Origin of the sequence: Nonomuraea sp. NPDC050536, from assembly GCF_044457685.1 — a bacterium.
GTDB lineage: Bacteria > Actinomycetota > Actinomycetes > Streptosporangiales > Streptosporangiaceae > Nonomuraea.
This window is the reverse complement of sequence record NZ_JBITHD010000011.1, coordinates 251,408-270,138: the sequence shown is the minus strand read 5'-3', so window position 1 is coordinate 270,138 and position 18,731 is coordinate 251,408. Positions and strand designations below refer to the sequence as shown.

General features: G+C 70.9%; 18 protein-coding genes. 7 read left to right on the top strand and 11 right to left on the bottom strand.

What is annotated here, in order from left to right:
• Positions 1-29 precede the first annotated feature (29 nt).
• Complete coding sequence (locus ACIBHX_RS29450) at positions 30-938, top strand: TAXI family TRAP transporter solute-binding subunit (protein ID WP_397070546.1); 909 nt, start codon at positions 30-32, stop codon at positions 936-938.
• On the opposite strand, the gene ACIBHX_RS29445 is transcribed toward ACIBHX_RS29450, so the two are convergent.
• The 6 genes from ACIBHX_RS29445 to ACIBHX_RS29420 all read right to left on the bottom strand — a co-directional run bounded on the left by ACIBHX_RS29445 (position 929) and on the right by ACIBHX_RS29420 (position 7,646).
• Positions 929-2,251: a sensor histidine kinase gene (locus ACIBHX_RS29445; protein WP_397070545.1), complete on the bottom strand. Its 1,323-nt coding sequence runs from the start codon at positions 2,249-2,251 to the stop codon at positions 929-931. The genes ACIBHX_RS29450 and ACIBHX_RS29445 overlap by 10 nt on opposite strands.
• The gene (locus tag ACIBHX_RS29440; protein ID WP_397070544.1) at positions 2,248-2,913 is read right to left on the bottom strand and encodes a response regulator transcription factor; all 666 of its coding nucleotides are present in this window, start codon (positions 2,911-2,913) and stop codon (positions 2,248-2,250) included. Before ACIBHX_RS29440 ends, ACIBHX_RS29445 begins: the two co-directional genes overlap by 4 nt.
• Positions 2,914-2,923: 10 nt before the next feature.
• Positions 2,924-4,225 carry an MFS transporter gene (locus ACIBHX_RS29435; protein ID WP_397070543.1) on the bottom strand — a complete coding sequence of 434 codons (1,302 nt, stop codon included), beginning with the start codon at positions 4,223-4,225 and terminating at the stop codon, positions 2,924-2,926.
• A 99-nt stretch (positions 4,226-4,324) separates the two neighbouring features.
• Positions 4,325-6,373, bottom strand: a complete 2,049-nt coding sequence (locus ACIBHX_RS29430) for a glycoside hydrolase family 6 protein (RefSeq protein ID WP_397070542.1) — start codon at positions 6,371-6,373, stop codon at positions 4,325-4,327.
• 11 nt (positions 6,374-6,384) lie between these two features.
• Complete coding sequence (locus ACIBHX_RS29425) at positions 6,385-7,359, bottom strand: GNAT family N-acetyltransferase (protein WP_397070541.1); 975 nt, start codon at positions 7,357-7,359, stop codon at positions 6,385-6,387.
• A 41-nt stretch (positions 7,360-7,400) separates the two neighbouring features.
• Positions 7,401-7,646 (bottom strand): DUF2630 family protein, encoded by a 246-nt coding sequence (locus tag ACIBHX_RS29420; protein ID WP_397070540.1) that lies wholly within the window; start codon positions 7,644-7,646, stop codon positions 7,401-7,403.
• A 38-nt stretch (positions 7,647-7,684) separates the two neighbouring features.
• Here ACIBHX_RS29420 and ddaH point away from each other — a divergent pair, with 38 nt between their 5' ends.
• Complete coding sequence (gene ddaH, locus ACIBHX_RS29415; RefSeq protein WP_397070539.1) at positions 7,685-8,431, top strand: dimethylargininase; 747 nt, start codon at positions 7,685-7,687, stop codon at positions 8,429-8,431.
• Between the two features lie 165 nt (positions 8,432-8,596).
• The gene (gene leuA / locus ACIBHX_RS29410; protein ID WP_397070538.1) at positions 8,597-10,303 is read left to right on the top strand and encodes a 2-isopropylmalate synthase; all 1,707 of its coding nucleotides are present in this window, start codon (positions 8,597-8,599) and stop codon (positions 10,301-10,303) included.
• 124 nt (positions 10,304-10,427) lie between these two features.
• Here leuA and ACIBHX_RS29405 read toward each other — a convergent pair whose 3' ends face one another.
• A complete protein-coding gene (locus tag ACIBHX_RS29405) occupies positions 10,428-11,126 on the bottom strand; it encodes a TetR/AcrR family transcriptional regulator (protein ID WP_397070536.1) in 699 nt (232 codons plus the stop codon).
• 118 nt (positions 11,127-11,244) lie between these two features.
• Between ACIBHX_RS29405 and ACIBHX_RS29400 the strand changes: the two genes are divergently transcribed.
• From ACIBHX_RS29400 to ACIBHX_RS29390, 3 genes are read left to right on the top strand one after another with little or no spacing between them, the layout of a single operon-like run.
• Entirely contained in the window at positions 11,245-11,586 is a 342-nt protein-coding gene (locus ACIBHX_RS29400; RefSeq protein ID WP_397070535.1) for a YrdB family protein, read from the top strand.
• A 2-nt stretch (positions 11,587-11,588) separates the two neighbouring features.
• Positions 11,589-12,500: an NAD-dependent epimerase/dehydratase family protein gene (locus tag ACIBHX_RS29395; protein WP_397070534.1), complete on the top strand. Its 912-nt coding sequence runs from the start codon at positions 11,589-11,591 to the stop codon at positions 12,498-12,500.
• The gene (locus ACIBHX_RS29390; RefSeq protein WP_397070533.1) at positions 12,497-13,387 is read left to right on the top strand and encodes a Gfo/Idh/MocA family protein; all 891 of its coding nucleotides are present in this window, start codon (positions 12,497-12,499) and stop codon (positions 13,385-13,387) included. The genes ACIBHX_RS29395 and ACIBHX_RS29390 overlap by 4 nt, the downstream gene beginning before the upstream one ends.
• 12 nt (positions 13,388-13,399) lie before the next feature.
• Here ACIBHX_RS29390 and ACIBHX_RS29385 read toward each other — a convergent pair whose 3' ends face one another.
• From ACIBHX_RS29385 to ACIBHX_RS29370, 4 genes are all read right to left on the bottom strand, one after another.
• Entirely contained in the window at positions 13,400-14,188 is a 789-nt protein-coding gene (locus ACIBHX_RS29385) for a trypsin-like serine peptidase (RefSeq protein WP_397070531.1), read from the bottom strand.
• 95 nt (positions 14,189-14,283) lie between these two features.
• Entirely contained in the window at positions 14,284-15,294 is a 1,011-nt protein-coding gene (locus ACIBHX_RS29380) for an acetamidase/formamidase family protein (RefSeq protein WP_397070530.1), read from the bottom strand.
• Positions 15,291-16,667, bottom strand: a complete 1,377-nt coding sequence (locus ACIBHX_RS29375; protein ID WP_397070529.1) for an APC family permease — start codon at positions 16,665-16,667, stop codon at positions 15,291-15,293. The genes ACIBHX_RS29380 and ACIBHX_RS29375 overlap by 4 nt, the downstream gene beginning before the upstream one ends.
• A 26-nt stretch (positions 16,668-16,693) precedes the next feature.
• Positions 16,694-17,773, bottom strand: coding sequence for a substrate-binding domain-containing protein (locus tag ACIBHX_RS29370; RefSeq protein WP_397070528.1), 1,080 nt, complete (start codon positions 17,771-17,773; stop codon positions 16,694-16,696).
• A gap of 89 nt (positions 17,774-17,862) precedes the next feature.
• Here ACIBHX_RS29370 and ACIBHX_RS29365 point away from each other — a divergent pair, with 89 nt between their 5' ends.
• A complete protein-coding gene (locus ACIBHX_RS29365) occupies positions 17,863-18,291 on the top strand; it encodes a MarR family winged helix-turn-helix transcriptional regulator (RefSeq protein WP_397070527.1) in 429 nt (142 codons plus the stop codon).
• The last annotated feature ends 440 nt before the right edge of the window (positions 18,292-18,731 follow it).

The window sequence follows — 18,731 nt, the reverse complement described above, 5'->3', positions numbered from 1 at the left end:
ACTTCGGCAGCTGCGGATACGGTGAAGGCATGTCCCTGACCCGCCGCGTGTTCCTGGCCGGGGCCGCGCTGGCGGTCGCCGGCTGCTCGGCCTCGACCGAGGAACTGCCGCAGCTGCGGCTGGCGACGGGCTCGACGGGCGGGCCGTACGAGATGCTGGGCGACCGGTTCGCGCCCGAGCTGCGGCGCGACGGGTTCACGGTGACCGTGATCAAGACGGCCGCCAGCGTGCAGAACCTCACGATGCTGACCGACGGGCGGGCCGACCTGGGGTTCGCGCTGGCCGACAGCGCAGACGACGCCGTGCGCGTGCGCCACCAGCCGGTCATGGCGCTGGCCAGGATGTACATGAACTACGTGCACCTGGTCGTGGCCGAGGACTCGCTGGTCAGGACGCCGCAGGACCTGGCGGCCAGGCAGGTCTCGATCGGCGCCGACGGCTCGGGCACCGCGGTGACCGCCGCGCGGATCCTGGCCGTGGCCGGGCTGAAGGTGCCCGCCTCGACCACGAAGCTGGGGCTGGACGAGTCGATCAAGGCGCTGCGGGAGGGCGACCTGGCCGCGTTCTTCTGGTCGGGCGGCGTGCCCACGCCCGCGCTGGCCAAGCTGAACGACATCCGGCTCGTCCCGCTCGAGCAGTTCGTGCCCGTGCTGCGCCGCACCTACGGCCCCGTCTACGAGCACGCCTCCTTCCCCGCGGGCGTGTACGGCGGGGCCAAGCCGGTGCCCACCGTGGGCACCCCCAGCTACCTGATGTGCCGCGGTTCCCTGCCCGACGACGTGGCCTACACGGTGACCGAGACCCTCTTCCGCGCCCGCGACCGCCTCCAGGCCCCCACCGCGCCCGGCGGCCGCCTGGACAGGCGCTACGCCATCGGCACCGGCGTCGTGCCGCTCCACCCGGGCGCCGCCCGCTACTACCGCTCGGTCTACGGCTGAGCGGCCGGCCGTACCTCCACGACCAGCCCTCGGGGTACGGCGGGCAGCAGCGAGAGCGTGGCGCCGCACGAGCGGGCCAGCTCGGCCGCGATGGCCAGCCCGAGCCCGCTGCCCGGCACGTTGGCGTGCGACCCGGAACGCCAGAAGCGGCCGAGCGCCTCGCCCCGCTCCTCCTCGGTCAGCCCGGGCCCGTCGTCGGCGACCCGCAGCACCGCGCCGTCGTAGGAGGCGGTGACCATGCCGCCCTCGGGGACGAACTTCTGCGCGTTGTCCAGCGCGATGTCGGCGATCCTGGCCACCGCGTCGGGTGCCTGGGAGGGCTCGGGGATGTCGGTGTGCAGGGTGATGCCCTTGGCGGCGTAGACCTCGCGCCAGACCGCCACCCTCGCGGCCAGTTCGACCTGCTTGTCCTCGGTGCCCGCCTCCACCCTGGCCAGCGCCAACAGGTCCTCCACCAGCAGCGCGAGCCGGTCCAACTCGGCCATCGCCTCCTCGAACTCGGCCGTGCCCTCCGCGTGGAGGTGCGGCTCCAGGTTCTCCAGCCGCAGCGACAGCACGGTCAGCGGGGTGCGCAGCTCGTGTGAGGCGTCGGCGACGAAGGCCCGCTGGCGCTCCATCGCGGCCGAGACCGCGTCGGCCATCGCGTTGAAGCGCTCCTCCAGGCGTCGCAGCTCCGACGGGCCCACCCCCGGGTGGGCGCGGGCGTCCAGGTGCCCTTCGGCGATGGCCTGGGTGGTGCGGTCGAGCTCGGTGACCGGCCGCATGATCCAGCGGGCCAGCCGGCGCGCGGCCAGCACCGAGTAGCCAAGCGCCACCAGCGCGCCCACCGCCAGCACGCCCCACACCAGCGCCACGTCCCGCCTGGCCTGCGTGGCGGGCGCCTGGATCAGCACCACGCCCGACAGCTGGGCGTCACGGCCGGCCGGCTCGGCCAGCAGCACCGTCGCCGGGCCGAACGGGCTGACCGTGGGCAGGTCCTCGGTGGTCTGGCCCGACAGCGCCAGCCGCGTGGCCTCGCGCTCGTCGGCGTCGAAGCGGCCCGCGGTCGCAATGAGCGTGCCGTCGCGGTCACGGATGCGCACGGCCGCGCCGTACAGGTCGGCGTAGCGGTCGAGCTCGGCGATCAGGGCCGTGTGGTCGTCGTCGCGGGAGGCCTGGTCGGCCAGCTCGGCGAAGCGGGTGGCGTCGGCGCGGCGGTCCAGCAGCAGCCGGTTGGTGCGGTGGGAGGCGTAGGCCAGGCCGAGCGGCACCGCCAGCGCCGCGATCAGGAAGACGATCAGCGTGGTGAACGTGACCACCAGGCGCGAGTTCACGCCGTCGACCCCAGCCGATAGCCGGTGCCGCGCAGCGTCTCCACCAGCCCGGGACGGCCCGTCTTGGAGCGCAGGCCTGCCACGTGCACGTCCAGCGAGCGGGAGGCCGACAGCAGCGGGTCGCCCCAGACCTCGTCCAGGATCTCCTCCCGGCTGCGCACCACGCCCGGCTCGCGCGCCAGCATCGCCAGCACGTCGAACTCGCGCCGGGTCAGCGTCACCTGCTCGCCGGCCACCGACACCTGCCTGGCCTCCAGGTCGATGCGGACGTCGCCGACGCTGACCACGTGGTCGCGCACCGGCATCGGCCGGGTGCCGCGCCGCAGCACCGCCTCCATCCTGGCCATCAGCTCGGCCGTGCGGAACGGCTTGACCAGGTAGTCGTCGGCCCCTGAGCGCAGCCCGCGCAGCACGTCGCGCTCGTCGATGCGCGCCGTCACCACGATCAGCGGTACGGCGGAGCTGCGGCGCAGCCGGCGCAGCACGTCCAGCCCGTCCATGTCGGGCAGGCCCAGGTCGAGCAGGACGAAGTCGACGCCCCCCGCCAGGCGGAGGGCGTCGACGGCCAGCCCCGCGCGCGTGACCTGGTGGCCGTGGCGCGCGAGGGCCGTGGTGAGCGCCGCCGCGAGCCGATCGTCGTCCTCGACCAGGAGTACGCGCATGTCGCCCAGGTTAGGCCGAGACCGGGACCGATTCCGCCCGCTCCGACCTGGTCAGCGCCGCGTCGCGGGTCTCGCGCATGGTCAGGTAGACCACCAGCGAGATCGCCGCCAGCGCCGAGACGTACCAGAAGAAGCCGGACTCGATCCCCAGCTTCTTGAACCACAGCGCCACGTACTCGGCGGTCCCGCCGAACAGGGCGTTGGCGATCGCGTACGGCAGCGCCACGCCGAGAGCGCGCACCTGGGTGGGGAACAGCTCGGCCTTGACCACCGCGTTGATCGAGGTGTAGCCGGTCACGATGACCAGCGCGACCAGCGACAGCACCAGCGCCCCGCCGTACGCCTTGGCGCTGCCCAGCGCCGTCATCAGCGGAACGGTGCCGAGCATGGAGCCGATGCCGAAGGTGATCAGCAGGGGCCGCCGCCCGATCCGGTCCGACAGCGCACCGGCCAGCGGCTGCAGCAGCATGAAGACGAACAGCGCGGTGAAGCTGACCAGCGCGGCCGTCTCCTTCTCCATCTTCGCCGTGAGCACCAGGTACTTGGTGAGGTAGGTGGTGTAGGTGTAGTACGCGACCGTGCCGCCCATCGTCAGCGCGATGACCAGCAGGGCCTCCTTCTTGTGCGCCCACAGCTGCCTGAGCGTGCCCCGCTCCTCGGAGTGCTTGCTCTCCTCATCGTGCGCCTCGGTCTCCAGCAGGCTGCGCCGCAGGTAGAACACGACCGCGGCGGCCACCGCGCCCACGATGAACGGGATGCGCCAGCCGTAGGAGGTGAGCGCCTCCTTCGACATCGAGTTCTGCAGGATGATCTGCAGGCCGAGGCCGACGAGCTGGCCCGCGGTCATCGACACGTACTGGAAGCTCGAGGCGAATCCGCGCTTGCCCTGCGGCGTGGCCTCGGTCAGGTAGGTGGCGCTGGCCGCGTACTCGCCGCCGACCGACAGACCCTGCAGCAGACGGGCGACCAGCAGGACGAGCGCGCCGAAGGCGCCCGCCGTGGCGTAGCCGGGGGCGATCGCGATGAGCAGCGCGCTGCCGGACATGAGCGTCACCGTCAGCGTCAGTGCCGCCTTCCGGCCCTTCCTGTCGGCGTAGCGGCCGAGCAGCCAGCCGCCCACCGGGCGCATGAAGAAGCCGACGGCGAAGATCCCCATGGTTTGCAGCAGCTGCGTCGTCTGGTCGCCGTTGGGGAAGAAGGCCGCGGAGAAGTAGACAGCGAAGCTGCTGTAGACGAACCAGTCGTACCACTCGACCAGGTTGCCGACGGAGCCGCCGATCACCGCTTTCCACGGCGTGCGGGTATTGCTCACGAGGTACCTCCTGCGGGGGGAATACGTGCAGGCCAGAGCCTCTCCGCAGAAGGTTGTTCCGACAAGGGCTGTTAGCCCAGATCTAACGTGCGCTTAACATCAGCGCAACGGCGGGTCCGCCAGCTTCGCCCGCTCCAGCGCGAGATCGCCCCACCAGGTGCCGGCCTCCGGCGAGACGACGCCCCGCTCCGGGTCCTTGTCGCCGGTGGTGCCGCGCCTGCAGCGGCCGTTGGAGGTGCCCGCCCGGTTGATCCACAGGTAGGCGTCGACCAGCTCGTCGCCGGTCTTCGTGGTCGGGCGCGCGCCGATGCCGCGGCCTGGCGGGTTGCACCAGGTCTGCGGGTCCTTGTACGTCGACGGCGGTTTCCAGCTGCCCTGGCCGTTGCGTGAGGTGTCGACGACGAAGTGCGGCAGCCTGCCGGGATCGACCGTGCCGGTGCAGGTCTGGTTCGCCAGGGCCAGGCAGGCTGCCAGCTGCTTGCCGTGCGCGACCAGCGCGTCGGTCCTGTTGAAGCCGTTGACGTTGAGGGAGAAGCCGTCGGCCCTGGCGACGCCCGCGCCGAGCAGGCGCCTGGTCATGGTGGGCACGTCTGGCCAGTCCTTGAGACTGGCGTCGAGATAGACGGCCGTGTGGGGGTGGCGCTTGAGCGTGTCGACGGCCCTGGCGAGCGTCTGGAGGCGTTCCTGCTCGGTGCCGGGCATCGGGCACTGCTTGGTGCCGGGGACCTTGGCCAGGGCGTCGGGTTCGAGGATCACCACGGCCTCGGCGTCGCCGATCTGGCGGCCCACGGCCTCGATCCACTGCTCGTATTCGGCCCGGTCCTTCGCGCCGCGCGGCAGGCAGTCGGCGCCCGGCAGGTAGTCGGCCACGAACACCGGGACCCGGCCTGCGGCCTGCTCGACCGCCGCGGCCACCTTCGCGCGCACGTCGGGGTCGGTGAGCCAGATCGCGTACGGCACGGCCGCCACCTTCCGCATCAGCGCGGCATCCTGCGGGCGGTCCTTCTCCCACATGCCCGCCTGCCAGCTGGCGCCCGGCTCGGGCGGCGCGAACAGCGTCACCGACTCGGCCCGCAACGGGTTGCCGCCGCCCGCCCGCGCCGTGGCGGTCCCGGCCGTGGTCTTCGCCTGATGGGTCGCCGTGATCTGCCGATCCCTGGTGAGGGCCACGGCGGTCGCGACGGCTCCGACGGCCAGTACGGCTGCCGCCGCGCCCACCAGGAGCCGCCTGGACGGCCTGGAACCCGCGGTCACGGGCCCGCCGGTGGGCTCGAGCGGTTTCCCGTCGGTCTCCTGAGCCGCGGCCGGGGGCTCGGGCGGGCTCGCCGTACCGGAGAAGGGGAGCGGAGTGCCCGCGGCGCTCAGCGAGGTGAGCAGGTCGTCAGCAGTGGGCCGGGCAGCCGCGTCCTTGGCCAGCGCGGCGCCGGCCAGGTCGCGCAGCGGCGGGGTGAGGCCGAACAGGTCCGGCTCCGCGGTGACGATGCGCATCAGGACGTCCGGCACGGAGCCGCCCTCGAAGGGGGAGTGGCCGCCGGCGGCGAAGGCCAGCACGCAGCCCCAGGAGAAGATGTCCGAGGCTGGGCCGATCGGGCCACCGCTGACCTGCTCGGGCGACATGTACGCGGGCGTGCCCACGATCGCGCTGCTGAGCTCGCCGCCCTCCAGGTGGGCGATGCCGAAGTCGATGACCTTCGGCCCGACCTGCGACAGCAGCACGTTGGACGGCTTGAGGTCGCGATGCACCACGCCCGCGCCGTGGATGGCCCGCAGCGCGGTGGCCGTGGCCGCCGCCAGGCCGTCGAGCGCCGAGCCCCGCAGCGGGCCCGACGCCGAGACGGCTTGGTCCAGGCTCGGACCCTCGACGAACTCGGTGACCAGGTAGGGCGGGTCGCCCCGCACGTCGGCGTCCAGCACGGGCGCGGTGCAGAAGCGGGCCACCCGCTGGGCGGCGGCCACCTCCCTGGCGAAGCGGCGCCGGAAGCCGGGGTCGGCGTCCATGCGGGCGTGGATCAGCTTCACGGCCACCTTGGCGCCGTCGGCCGCCCGGCCCAGGTACACGATGCCCATGCCGCCCTGGCCGAGCCGGCCAAGCAGCGTGTACGGGCCGACCTGCCGCGGATCCGTGTCCCGTAACGCCTCGAGGGTCATAGGTGATCAGGTTAGATCGCCAGCTGCCACTCGTTCCATTCGTCCAGCAGCTCGAACCCCATCGCCTCGTTGATCGCCACCATGTGCGCGTTCGACGTGGCGTTCCAGGTGATGATGCGCTCGGCCGCCGGCTCCCGGTCGCGGAACCGCAACAGGTTGGCCAGCTTGAGCATCAGGCCCAGGCGGTGGCCGCGGTGTTCGCGCAGCACCGTGGTGTCGGCCTGCCGGCCCCAGCCGACGCTGCGGTTGGTGTCGACGTAGATGCGCGTGTAGCCGGCCGGGACGCCGTCGGAGATCCGCCTGGCGATGGCGGTGTAGCAGTGACCGCCGCCCGGCACGATGTGCGCCTCCCGCTCGCGCAGCAGGTCGGCGTCGAACGTGGACGCCTCGATGCCCTCGGCGTGCGGGGCGTCGTTCATGCCGTACATCAGCGTGGCCAGGTCCTCAAGCAGCTCGGGACCGGCCGGCCCCTCCGACAGCTCGATCCGGTAGCCGTCGGCCTCCGGCATCAGCCGCTCCAGCTTGTCCCAGTCGGACTTGCGCAGGTCCAGCACGCGCCGCGCCTCCACGACCGCGACCTTGAAACCGCGGGCATGGCCGAAGGCCGAACCGGAACCCGTGACGGGCGCCTCGGTGAGCACCATGGTCCGTCCGTCGGCGCGCGCCCGCTGCCTGACGTGGTCGAGCATCAGCGTGGCCAGCCCCTCGCGCCGCCGGTCGGGCCGCACGAAGAACGGGTAGAGCCAGGTCAGGTGGGGGTTGTCGCGCTGGATGAAGGACTGCGCGTAGGCGGCCACCACACGACCCTCGTCGACCCACGCGTACCCCTCGAGGCGGGCGCCGGCCTCGGGGTTCCTGAGCACGTAGGTCAGGTGCTGCTTGGTCTCCGGCGGGCCGGGGATCTCGGCGTGTGCCTCGGTGTAGGCGTCGTACAGCCCGGCCATGAGTTCGGCCGGGCTGTCGAAGTCGATGGGGTGGATCCGCATGTCTTCAGGCAAGCGCATGCCCTGTCGCGCGTGCCACCGAATTATTGCTGGTAGTTCTCCACCTCGTTGACCGGCCGGGCGGCGGCGCTGTCGGGATCCTCACCGACGCTGCGGCGGGCGCGGCGCTGCCTGAGCAGATCCCAGCACTGGTCGAGGGCGACCTCGAGCTCCTTGACGCGGGCGTGCTCCTCGTCCGTGGTGACCTCGCCCGACGCCACCTTGCCGCGAAGGTCGTGCTCTTCGGCGACCAGGTCGCTGATCTTGGTGAGAATCTCGTTGTCCTGCATGTCCGAGACTCTACCGACGACGTGATAGAAAGCGCCCTATGTCTGGTATCGCGCTGGTAAGAAAGCCTGGTCCCCGGATCGCCGAGGGCATCGTCACCAATATCGAGCGCGAGCCGGTCGACGCCGTGCTCGCCGCACGGCAGCACGCCGCGTACGTGGCCGCGCTGGAGGAGGCCGGCTGGCCCGTGGTCTACGCCGATCCGGCCGACGACCTGCCCGACGGCGTGTTCGTGGAGGACACCGTGGTCGTGTCGGGGCGGCTGGCCGTACTGACCAGGCCCGGGGCGGCTGAGCGGCAGCCCGAGGTGGAGTCCGTGGCGTCGGCCATCCGCGGGCTCGGGCTGAAGACGGTCAGGATCGCCGAGCCCGGCACCCTCGACGGCGGCGACGTGCTGCAGGTCGGCCAGACCGTGTACGTGGGGCGCTCGGCCAGGACCAACGACGAGGGGATCGGGCAGCTGACCGCGCTGCTGCCCGAGCGGCGCGTCGTGCCCGTCGACCTGGACGGCGTGCTGCACCTGAAGTCGGCGGTGACCGCGCTGCCGGACGGGACGCTCATCGGGCTGGACGAGCACGTGAACCTGCCCGGCATGCTGGTCCCGCCGGAGGAGCCGGGCGCGCACGTGGTCCTGCTCGGCGGAGACAGGATCCTGATGGCCGCCTCCGCGCCGAGCACCGCCGCCCTGCTGCACGAGCGCGGATATCGCGTGACGAGCGTGGACATCTCGGAATTCGAGAAGCTGGAGGGCTCCGTCACCTGCCTGTCGGTGCTTCTCAGCATGTGAGATCCCGGCAGGGCATCGCGAGACGTCTGGTAACGTGCAAGGCATGCTGCGCGGGCTGCTGCTTCTTAGCCGCCGCGGCGGGGGCCACTGAGGCCGGCTCCCTCGCCGCGGTGCGAGCCATGCGCGTCGGCCATCCTCCCTTCAGGCCGACCCAGGAGTACTGACATGACCGCACAGCAGCCCAGCCGAATGCCCTTCCAGCGCTACCAACCTTTCGAGCCCGTACGGCTGGCCGACCGCACCTGGCCCGGCCAGGTCATCACCAAGGCGCCCCGCTGGTGCGCGGTGGACCTGCGTGACGGCAACCAGGCGCTCATCGACCCGATGGACTCCCATCGCAAGCTGATGATGTTCGAGCAGCTGGTGAAGATGGGCTACAAGGAGATCGAGGTAGGCTTCCCCGCCGCCTCCCAGACCGACTTCGACTTCGTCCGGCAGATCATCGAAGAGGATCGGATCCCCGGCGACGTCGTCATCCAGGTGCTGACGCAGGCCAGGCCCGAGCTGATCGAGCGGACCTACGAGGCCATCGAGGGCGCCTCCACGGCCATCGTGCACCTGTACAACTCCACCTCCACGCTGCAGCGCCGCGTCGTGTTCGGCCAGGACAAGGACGGCATCACCGCGATCGCCGTGGAGGGCGCCAAGCTGGTCAAGAAGCTGGCCGACGCCACCGACGTGGACGTCTACTTCCAGTACTCGCCCGAGTCGTTCACCGGCACCGAGCTGGAGTACGCCGTCGAGGTGTGCGACGCCGTCAACGAGGTGTGGCAGCCCACCCCCGACCGCAAGGTCATCATCAACCTGCCCGCCACCGTCGAGATGGCCACCCCGAACATCTACGCCGACCAGATCGAGTGGATGCACCGCAACCTCAAGCACCGCGACTCGATCGTGCTGTCGCTGCACCCGCACAACGACCGCGGCACCGCGGTGGCCGCCGCCGAGCTGGGCTACATGGCCGGCGCCGACCGCATCGAGGGCTGCCTGTTCGGCAACGGCGAGCGCACCGGCAACGTGTGCCTGGTGACCCTGGGCATGAACCTGTTCTCGCAGGGCGTCGACCCCGAGATCGACTTCAGTGACATCGACGAGATCCGCCGCGTCACCGAATACTGCAACCAGCTGCCCGTGCACCCGCGCCACCCGTGGGGCGGCGAGCTGGTCTACACCGCCTTCTCCGGCTCCCACCAGGACGCCATCAAGAAGGGCTTCGAGCACCTGGAGGCCGACGCGGCCGCCGCCGGGGTGCCGGTCGACGAGTTCCGCTGGGCCGTGCCGTACCTGCCGATCGACCCCAAGGACATCGGCCGCAGCTACGAGGCCGTGATCAGGGTCAACAGCCAGTCGGGCAAGGGCGGCGTGGCCTACATCATGAAGGCCGACCACCAGCTCGACCTGCCGCGCAGGCTGCAGATCGAGTTCTCCAAGGTGGTGCAGGCGCACACCGACGCCGAGGGTGGGGAGATCACCCCGGCGCAGATGTGGGAGACCTTCCAGGACGAGTACCTGCCCACGCCCGGCCACCGCTGGGGTCGCCTGAGCCTGATGGCACACCGCAGCGAGTCGACCGTCGACGACAAGGACCGCATCTCCGCCGACATCCGCTTCGACGGGGAGATCCGCGAGATCTCAGGCAGCGGCAACGGCCCGATCTCGGCGTTCATCGACGCGATCTCGGTGCTGGGTGTCCAGGTGCGGGTGCTCGACTACGTGGAGCACGCGCTCAGCAAGGGCAGCGACGCCAAGGCCGCCTCCTATGTGGAGTGCGACGTCGACGGCCAGGTCCTGTGGGGCGTCGGCATCGACGCCAACACCACCACCGCCTCGCTCAAGGCGATCATCTCCGCGGTCAACCGCGCTGGTCGCTGAGATCTTCGGTACGGCAAGCCCCGCAGGGCCCACCCGCCGCAGATGGCTGGGCCCTGTCCAGGGATACGCTCCTCCGGTGACGAGACGGCCCGCCGTGACGCGCACCCAGTGGGCCGTGCGAGGTCTAGCGGAGGAGACCCAGCTGGCGGGCGTTGAGGCACATGGTGTGCTCGAACGAGCCGCGCAGGTCGTTGATGGTGTCGTTGAACTGGCCGAACAGCTCGAAGCTGAGCCAGCCGTACAGGCCCGTCCAGGCCGCGATCGAGCGGTAGATCACCTGGTCCGGCACGTCGGGGATGATGGTGCGCACGGCCGCGGCGTCGCCGGCGAGCGAACTCGGGGTCGCCGGCGCATCGGGCACGGGCTGGAGCGCTCCGGCGTGGTAGGCCTCCGACACCAGGGCGCCCATGACGACCGTGTCGCGCAGTGCCGCCGCGATCGTGTCCTGCGGCGCCTGGTATCCGGGCACCGGCGAGCCGTAGAGCAGGGCGTACTCGTGCGGATGGGCGATCGCCCAGTCGCGCGCCCCGTGGCAGATCGCCAGCCACCTGCCCAGGTAGTCCTCGCGCGCGCAGGCCGCGTCCGCTCGCTCGACGGCCTCCCCGATCGCGTTGTACCCGTCGATGATCAGCGCGGTGAGCAGGTCATCCCGTGATGGGAAGTATCGGTAGATGGCCGAGGACACCATGCCCATCTCCCTGGCCACGGCCCGCAGCGACAGCCCTCCGGCACCCTCCGTCGCCAGCTGTCTCCGGGCGATGTCGGCGATCTCCTTAGTCAGCTCCGCACGGACCCGTTCACGCGCGGTACGGCTAGCAGTCATGTTCAGCACGCTACCAGAGCACTGCGAAAAAACGAGAGCACTGCTCTTGACGAATGTCGCTCTTTTACGAGAGCATTGCTCTCGTAAGCGAACGGTGAACACAAAATAGGAGGCCGGGATGAAGGGCGCCAACGCGATACTGATGTTCTTCCTCGAGATGGGCGTGCTGATCTCGGTGTGCTACTGGGGTTTCACCGTCAGCCCGAACTGGATCATCAAGATCGTCGCCGGGATCGGCGCTCCCGCGCTCCTCGCGACACTCTGGGGACTGTTCGCCGCCGGCGGCGGCAAGAACGCCACCTACCCGCTCACCGGGATCACCCGGGCGCTGTTCGAGGTCGCCTGGTTCGGCAGCGGCGCGCTGGCGCTCTACGCCTCGATCTCGCTCACCCCGGCCCTGATCTTCGCGGCCGTCTTCGCCGTCAACGCCGTCCTCCGTATCGTCTGGAAGCAGGTCTGATCATGGGAAAGCACGTCGTCGTGGGATCCGGGCAGGTCGGCTCGCACCTGGCCACCAAGCTCCTCCAGCAGGGACACCAGGTCACCGTCGTCACGCGCTCCGGCAGCGGCCCGGCCGGTGCCACCAAGGTCGCGGCCGACGTCACGGACCAGGCCCGGCTGACCGAGGTCGCCAGCGGCGCCGACGCCCTCTACAACTGCGTCAACCCGCAATACCACCGCTGGCTCACCGACTGGCCGCCGATGGCCGCCTCCTTCCTGGGAGCCGCCGAGGCCACCGGCGCCGTGCTGGTCATCCTGGGCAACCTCTACCCCTACGGCCCGGTCACGGGCCCGATGACCGAGGACCTGCCGCTCGCGTCCACCAACCCGAAGGCGCAGGTGCGGGCCAAGATCTGGCAGGACGCGCTCACCGCGCACCGGGCGGGCCGGGTGCGGACGGTCGAGGTGCGCGGCTCGGACTACTTCGGCCCGGGCGCCAGCGACCAGTCCTACCTGGGCGAGCGGTTCGTGCCCGCGCTGAAGGCCGGCAAGGCGATCCAGCTCATCTGGCCCGCCGACATCCCGCACAGCTGGACGTACCTGCCGGACGTGGCCGACGCGCTGATCATCGCCGGCACGGACGAGCGGTCCTGGGGCCGCCCCTGGCACGTGCCGACCGCGGAGATGCTCACCTTCCGCGAGGTGGGGGAGCGGATGGCGGCGATCCTGGGCAAGCCCGCGCCGAAGCTGACAGAGCTACCCTGGCCGCTCATGCGGGTCGTGGGCCTGTTCAGCCCGATGATCCGCGAGCTGAAGCACACGCGCTACCAGTTCGTCGCACCCTACGAGCTGGACTCCTCGGCCTTCCAGAACACCTTCGGCATGGCGCCCACCCCGATCGACGTGGCGCTGAAGGCTACTCTGGCCGGATGAAGATTGCGCTGATCGGGCTGGGGGACATCGCGGAGAAGGCCTACCTTCCCGTGCTGGCCGCGCAGCCCGGCCTGGACCTCCACCTGTGCACCCGCAACCCCGACACCCTGGACCGCCTGGGAGACGCCTACCGCGTCTCCGGGCGGTTCACTGCTGTGGACGACGTGATCAAGGCGGGGGTGGAGGCCGCGTTCGTGCACGCGGCCACGGGCGCGCACCCGGAGATCGTGGGGCGGCTGCTCGAGGCGGGCGTCCACGTGTACGTCGACAAGCCGCTGGCCGACAACCTCGCTGACGCCGAGCAGCTGGTACGGCAGGCCGAATCGGCGCGGCGGTCGCTGATGGTGGGCTTCAACCGGCGGTACGCGCCGGGATACGCCGGGCTGGCCGAGCTGCCGCGCAGCCTCGTCCTGATGGAGAAGAACCGGGAGAACTACCCGGACGATCCCCGGCGGGCGATCTTCGACGACTTCATCCACGTGGTCGACACGCTGCGCTTCCTCGCGCCTGGCGCGGTCACCGACACCACGATCCGCACGCGCACCCGCGGAGGTCTCGTCGAGCACCTGGTGCTCGAACTGTCGGGCGACGGCTTCACCGCGATCGGCGTGATGAACCGGGCGAGCGGCGCCAGCGAGGAGTCGTGCGAGGTGATGGGCTCGGGCGTCAAGCGCCGGGTGGTCAACCTGGGCGACGTGGTCGACTACGCGGGCGGCGAGATCCTCACCCGGCGGCCCGACTGGGTGCCGGTGGCACGCCAGCGCGGGATCGAGCAGGTCAGCCTGGCCTTCCTGGCGGCGGTGCGCGAGGGCCGCGTCCTGTCGGCCGCCGACGCGCTCGAATCCCACGCCATCTGCGAGGCCGTCGTCGCCCACGCCACCGGCTGACCTGGCGGTCTGCTAGGCCGATGGGTGGCTGGCGCGGGCGAGGAGGCGGCTGAACGGCCGGCCGAGCCGGGTGAGGACGGTGAAGCCGGCCGGGTCGCTCAGCGGGCTGGAGGCCGAGACCACGCCCGCGACCGCGTTGCCGGTCAGGGCGGGGCTGCCGCTGCTGCCGGCGGGGGCGTGGCAGTTGCGGGTGACGAGCACGCCCGCTTCCACCTCGCTCGTGTCGGCGACGCAGCGGAACTGCTCCGTGCCCGGGTAGTGGCGTCCGGCGGGATAGCCGAGCAGCTCCAGGCGGCCGAGCGCGGTCCCGGGCCTGGTCACGAGCGGCCGCAACCCCGGCCCTGTCGCCGACTCCAGCCTCCGTCCGGGTTTGCCGACCGCGACCAGGCCCACGTCGTACGGCATCAGCCGTGGCGTGTACGGCCTGTGCTGCCACCGCTGCGGGACCCAGACGCGCAGGGCCGGCCAGCGTCCCAGCGCGGCCCTGCCGTTCTCGTATCCGGGCGCGAACTGCACGTCGCGCAGCATCCGCCCGTCCTGGAACAGGCAGTGGGCCGCGGTCAGCACCAGACCGCCGTGGAGCACGGTGCCGCCGCACTGCTCGATCCGGCTGGTGCCGGCCACGCGCCCGACCAGGACCCCGGTGAGGCGCCTGGTGCCGGTGTAGGGGTGCGGGACGCGGACGTAGCCGAGCCGGTCGCCGCCGGGTGTCAGCACCATGGAGTGCGGCACGGATTCCACCGGCGGCATGACGAGGTCGGGTGAGGCGGTCAGGGCGAGGGACAGCATCAGCCTGAGCACGCCTCAACCCTAGACCGAAAATGATCACTGCCCTGACCTGCGACACCAGGGATTTTCCCGAGTCTGGACGATCGGCGCCCCTGCGGCCGGCCCTCTCAGCGGGTCGAGCGGTACTGCGTGGCGAGCTCGCGCAGCCTGGCGTGCGCGCCTTCGTACACCTCCGGGGAGTTCAGATAGGACTTGGCCACTTTGGCGACCATGGTGTAGTTCGTGTCGCACACGTTGCCCACCGGGGCCTGGCCCGCCTGGCTGATGAGCTGGTAGGCGTCCAGCTCGTCGAGCCCGGTGAGCGAGGCCGACCAGGTGACCAGGTCGTGCTGGCTGATGCGGTAGGCGTCCTCGAGCGGCCTGGCCGATCCGGTGGACATGATGTGCCGGTCGTCCTCCAGCCGTGGCCACGGTGTGGCCACGCCCTTGATCAGTTCGACCGCGACGACCGTGTTCATCGCGGCCTCGAGCGCGGTGCCGCAGACCTCGCCCTCGCCCTGGCGGCCGTGCCCGTCGCCGATGGAGAACAGGCCACCCTCGACGTTGACGCCGAGGTAGAGGGTGACGCCGGCGCGGAGCTCCGGGGTGTCCATGTTGCCGCCGTGCGCGTCCGGGGTGATCGTCATGCGCGCCTCGTTGGCGGCGGGCGCCACGCCGACCGTGCCGTGCATGGGGTCGAGGGGGAGCTCCACGGTGAAGTCGCTGTTGCGGGCCTGATAGATCGCCACGTTGCGCGCCAGGTCGATGTCGTAGCGCCAGACCCGCTCCTCCAGCGCCGGCTGCAGCGTCGCGGTCGTGTGGGTGCTGGTCAGTGCCCCGAACAGCGGGAACGTGCTGGACATGGCCCAGTCGCGGGCCGGGGTGATCGAGACGAAGTGCAGGGCCAGCGTGTCGCCCGGCTCGGCGCCCTCCACGTGGAAGGGGCCGGTGACCGGGTTCAGGTAGGGGAACTCGCACACCTGCGACGGCAGGTCGCCGACCGACTGGACGAGACCGCCGAAGCAGTCCTCGGTGTACAGCTCGATGATCGTGCCCGGCCGTACCTTGCCCACCGGGGCGCGCCCGCCGAAGGTGTAGCTGAGCTCGTCGGGCGAGGGGTGGTAGGACACGACGTTCACGAAACCTCCGAGGGCAGAGTGGGCTTGCGGCCCATGGCGTACAGGACGGCGATCGCGACCAGGCCCAGGCCCATCCAGACGAAGCCGAGGGTCTGCGCGTTCACCTGGGCGTTGATCACGACGAGGATCAGCACCACGAACCCGATCACCGGGACGATCAGATGGTTCACCCAGTCGCGGCTGCGCTGCCGTACGACGTAGTGAATCACGACCGATACGTGCAGCAGCAGGAAGGCGGTCATGGCGCCGAAGTTGACCATCGAGCCGAGGAACGTGATCCCCTTGTCGTACAGGCTCATGCCGACGCCGATGGCCAGCGACAGGACCGCCACCGCGATCGTGGCGTTGGTCGGCACCTTGCGACGGGGGTCGACGCGGGCCAGGAAAGCGGGCAGCTGACCGTCGCGGGCCATGGCGAACAGCAGGCGGCTGGTGGCGGCCTGGGCGACCATCGAGTTGGCGAACCCCCACGCGACCGCGGTGGCCACGGCGGTCAGGATGGCCAGCCAGGGGCCGCCCGCGTAGGACGACAGGTCGTAGAAGGCGTTGTCCAGCTTGGCCTGCTCGGGCTGGGGCGCGAGCAGCGCGGCCCTGTCGGGCACCAGCAGCGCCGCGACCCAGGTCTGCACCACGAACAGCACCGCGGCGACCGAGAGCGCGGCGACCATGGACCTGCCCAGGCGCCTGGCGTCCTCGCGGTTCTCCTCGGCCAGCGTCGAGATGCCGTCGAAGCCCAGGAACGACAGCACGGCCAGCGACGCCGCGGTCAGCACCAGCCCCCACGAGAACGTCGAGGAGTCGTACAGCGGGGTCAGCGCGCCCGCCGTGGCCTTGCCCTGGGCCAGCGCGACGGCGCCGACCACCAGGAAGATCGCCAGCACCACCAGCTCGGCGACCAGCATGACCCGGTTGACCTTGGCCGTCATCTCGATGCCCAGGTAGTTGACCACCGTGTTGAGCAGCACGAAGATCGCGATCCACGCCCAGATCGGGACGACGCCGATGAAGGAGTGCATGGCCGTCCCCGCCACCAGATACAGCAGCGAGGGCACCAGCACGTAGTCGAGCAGGATCATCCACCCGGCCAGGAATCCGACGGGCGCCCCGATCCCGCGCCCCGCGTAGGTGTACACCGATCCGGCCATCGGGAACGCCCGGGCCATCTGCGCGTACGACAGCCCGGAGAAGGCCATCGCGACCAGCCCGATGATGTACGCCAGCGCCACCATCCCGCCGGAGCCGGCGAAGACGCCACCGAAGATGCCGAAGGGGGCGATCGGCACCATGAAGATGAGGCCGTAGATCATCAGGTCGGCGAAGCTCAGCGATCGCTGGAGCTCCTGGCGGTAGCCGAACTGCTCGATGGAGGTCATGGCCTGCACCCTAGAGCCAAAGCTTTCTAGTGAAAAGGTTTCTCTAGAAAGAATTCGATGCCGTCCGCCCTGCCGAGGTGCACGCGCTGCCTGACCTGCCGATCCACCAGCGTCAGCGGCCCGCGCGCGCTGGTGATCGTCGTCCCGTCCGCGACCCTGTCCACGGCCGGTACGGCGAGCGTCCCCGCCCTGGCCGCGAGCGCGGCCAGCATGGCCACCGCCTCGTAGCAGCCGTGGCCGTGCGCGTTCAGCATGGGCGCCTGCGCGCCGAACCGGGCCGTGTACCGCTCGGCGAAGGCCAGGCTGGCATCCGTGGCCAGGTCGCGGAAGTACCCCATCGACGTGTACAGCTCGCCGGTCCCGTCGCCGCCGATGCCCAGCAACCCGTGCTCCTCCAGCGCGCCGCACAACCGGGCCGCGCCCAGGCCACTCGCCGCGTAGGCGCGGTTGAAGGCCACCAGGTCGCTGCCGATCAGCGTGAGCAGGATCGCGTCGGGTCTCGCCTCGGCCACCCGATCCAGCCACCGGGCGGCCTGGCCGTACCTGACGAAACGCTCGCCCACCACGACGGCGCCGCGCTCGTGCAGCAGGCGGCAGGCGGCGGCGTTGACCAGCCGCGGCCAGACGTAGTCGTTGCCCAGCAGGAACCAGTGGCGCGCGCGGTGGTGCGTGACCAGCCACTCGATGCCGGGCTCCAACTGCCTGGCGGGCGTCTCGCCGAGGAAGTAGACGCCGGGCGCACGGCCGCCGCCCTCGTACGGCGGGGCGTAGACGAACGGGACCCGGCCCTTCATGGCGTCGACGATGGCGACGCGCGTGTCGCTGGCGTGGGTCCCGGCCAGGGCGTCGATCGCCTTTATCTCGATAAGTCCGGAAATTTCGGCGGCGACTTCTGCCTTGTCGCGGCCGCCGTCGATGAGCACCAGCTCCACCGGCCTGCCCAGGATGCCGCCGGCCGCGTTGACCTCCTCGGCCGCCAGCGCCGCGCAGTTGATAGCGCACGGGCCGACCAGGCCGAGCACCCCCGAGACGGGCACGACGAGACCGATCCTGAGTGCGTCCGACGGGAGAAGGCGCGCTTCGAGAGGATCGACGATCGGCCCCACGCGACGAGTATCCTCCAAGGCAGACTCCGCTCGAAAGGACCTCACATGACCTCGACATTTTTGGTCATGAGGCCGGCGAAGGAGGGCTCATGACCGTTACCGGGCTCGGGTCCTCGCTGGCGTATCTGCTCAGCCGGGCCGAGCGGAGCGTCAACAGGGGGCTGGCGGCGGCGTTGGCGGGCGAGGACCTGACCGTGGAGCAGTGGCGGATCCTGCGCGCGCTGGCCGACGGGCGGGGGCACTCGATGGGGGAGCTGGCGGCGGCTGTCCTGATGCCGCACCCTACGCTCACCAAGGCGGTCGACCGGCTGATCGACCGTGCCCTGGTCTACCGCGGCCCCTCGGGCGGTGACCGGCGGCGGGTGGCGGTCTTCGTCTCGGACCGCGGGTCCGACCTGCTCGCGCGGGTCGAAGGCAGCATCGCCGACCACCACCGGCACATCGAGCAGTCCTTCGGCATCGAACGCACAGAGCAACTCATGCGCGACCTCGAATCCCTCGTCCAATCCCTCGAATAACCCCCCGCCCCACCCTCGGGCTCCCAGCCCACCCCTACCTCGGGCTCCCGGCTCGCTCTTCTTCCTCGGGCTCCCGGCCCCCACGCATCCGGGAGTCCGGCATGCCCGCGTTCCGGGGTTACCAGATACCCGCGCTCCCAGGGTTCCGGCATGCCCGCGTCACCGGTTCCGCGTTGCGCGCCGCACAGGGGGCGCCGACGGCCGCCGTGCCACGTCTCGCCATCCCGGCGCCGGGAAGTGTGGTCTGGGGGTGGTGGTGTCTGTTGGCTTCTGCCCGCGCCTCGTCACTCGCTACGTCCATTCCGGGCGCCCATGTTCCTGGCCGGGGCACCCACGTCTCGGGGTTCCGGTTACGCGCCGCTTAGAGGGCGTCGATGGCCGTCGTACCCGGTCTCGCCGTCTCGGCGCTCGGGGTTGGGGTTGCTTGTCGTAGCGGGGGA

Coding starts and splice junctions, on each gene's coding strand:
- ACIBHX_RS29450 (WP_397070546.1), top strand. CDS start 30: ATGTCCCTGACCCGCCGCGTGTTCCTGGCCGGGGCCGCGCTGGCGGTC.
- ACIBHX_RS29440 (WP_397070544.1), bottom strand. CDS start 2,913: ATGCGCGTACTCCTGGTCGAGGACGACGATCGGCTCGCGGCGGCGCTC.
- ACIBHX_RS29430 (WP_397070542.1), bottom strand. CDS start 6,373: ATGACCCTCGAGGCGTTACGGGACACGGATCCGCGGCAGGTCGGCCCG.
- ACIBHX_RS29425 (WP_397070541.1), bottom strand. CDS start 7,359: ATGCGGATCCACCCCATCGACTTCGACAGCCCGGCCGAACTCATGGCC.
- ACIBHX_RS29420 (WP_397070540.1), bottom strand. CDS start 7,646: ATGCAGGACAACGAGATTCTCACCAAGATCAGCGACCTGGTCGCCGAA.
- ddaH (WP_397070539.1), top strand. CDS start 7,685: ATGTCTGGTATCGCGCTGGTAAGAAAGCCTGGTCCCCGGATCGCCGAG.
- leuA (WP_397070538.1), top strand. CDS start 8,597: ATGACCGCACAGCAGCCCAGCCGAATGCCCTTCCAGCGCTACCAACCT.
- ACIBHX_RS29405 (WP_397070536.1), bottom strand. CDS start 11,126: ATGACTGCTAGCCGTACCGCGCGTGAACGGGTCCGTGCGGAGCTGACT.
- ACIBHX_RS29400 (WP_397070535.1), top strand. CDS start 11,245: ATGAAGGGCGCCAACGCGATACTGATGTTCTTCCTCGAGATGGGCGTG.
- ACIBHX_RS29395 (WP_397070534.1), top strand. CDS start 11,589: ATGGGAAAGCACGTCGTCGTGGGATCCGGGCAGGTCGGCTCGCACCTG.
- ACIBHX_RS29390 (WP_397070533.1), top strand. CDS start 12,497: ATGAAGATTGCGCTGATCGGGCTGGGGGACATCGCGGAGAAGGCCTAC.
- ACIBHX_RS29375 (WP_397070529.1), bottom strand. CDS start 16,667: ATGACCTCCATCGAGCAGTTCGGCTACCGCCAGGAGCTCCAGCGATCG.
- ACIBHX_RS29365 (WP_397070527.1), top strand. CDS start 17,863: ATGACCGTTACCGGGCTCGGGTCCTCGCTGGCGTATCTGCTCAGCCGG.